Origin of the sequence: Microcoleus sp. OTE_8_concoct_300 (assembly GCF_031383065.1) — a bacterium.
Taxonomy (GTDB): Bacteria; Cyanobacteriota; Cyanobacteriia; order Cyanobacteriales; family Microcoleaceae; genus Microcoleus.
This window is the reverse complement of the sequence record NZ_JANMZH010000601.1, coordinates 1-1,113: the sequence shown is the minus strand read 5'-3', so window position 1 is coordinate 1,113 and position 1,113 is coordinate 1. Positions and strand designations below refer to the sequence as shown.

Here is a 1,113-nt window from a genome sequence, read left to right as displayed (position 1 = left end):
GAAGAGGGCGAAAAACTTCAACGCTGCATGAAAAGTGTGGAAGCAATCTCCGCTGAAATTAAGCCGGCTATCTCAACTCAAGTATTTAAACAGCAGAGTATTACCCAACTTCAGCAATTAACTTCAATGGAATGCGATCGGCTGGGAAGGCTCAGTTTTCCGATGATTTTACGCGCTGGAAAATCGCATTACGATCGCATTTCGTGGCAAGAAGTTTATGAAATTGCCGCTGATGCTTTTCGCAAACCCCCGGAAAGAGTAGCATCCTACAGTTCCGGCCGTTCTTCCAACGAGGCGGCTTTTTTGCTGCAATTGATGATGCGCGCCATGGGTTCCAATAACTTAGCAGATTGCTCGGATCTTTGCCACGCTCCCTCAACAACCGGGCTAAACCAGATGTTTGCTACCCGCACCTCGGTAGTGAGTCTCGAAAACTTGAAGCAAGCAGATTGTGTCGTGCTCGCAGGCGCGAATTCTGCCTCCAATCATCCCCGCTTGATGAACGAATTGATTAAAATTCGCGAGAAAGGCGGTAAAATAATTGTAATTAACCCAATGATGGAAATCGGGTTAGTCAAGTTTGGTTCTCCGGCATTTCCAGTCAAGTCGCTCATCCCCGGTTCAGATATTTCTTCCCTCTACTTGCAACCAATTCCCGGCAGCGACACAGCCTTATTTCTTGGTATTCAAAAGTCTGTAATTGAACAAGGATTGTTGGACGAAGCATACTTGCAAGCTTATACAGAAGGCTGGGAAGCAGTAGTACAGCACGCCCGTGATACTTCTTGGGAAACTATTACTGAAACTTGCGGCGTTTCACAAGCAGAAATTGAGGCCGCAGCCAAAATCATCGGCAATTCAAAGCGAGTTGTCTTCGGTTGGGCGATGGGAATTACCCAACATGATAACGGTGTAGATAATGTTTACAGCATTGCCAACACTGCCTTGATGACAGGAAATGTTGGCAAAGAAGGTGCTGGATTAATGCCGGTGAGAGGACACTCAAACGTCCAAGGATTCAGCTCTATGGGCGTGACTGTGAATCTGAAAAAAGAAATCCAGACTGCTCTAGAAAAACTGTTGGGGCGTCCCCTCAGTCGCGTTAAGGGTTAT

General features: G+C 46.6%; 1 protein-coding gene. It reads left to right on the top strand.

Annotation, left to right across the window (positions count from 1 at the left end; genetic code table 11):
* Window positions 1-36 precede the first annotated feature (36 nt).
* A partial coding sequence (locus ACUVJL_RS27775; RefSeq protein WP_445248794.1) for a molybdopterin-dependent oxidoreductase occupies window positions 37-1,113 on the top strand: 1,077 nt, incomplete at its 3' end.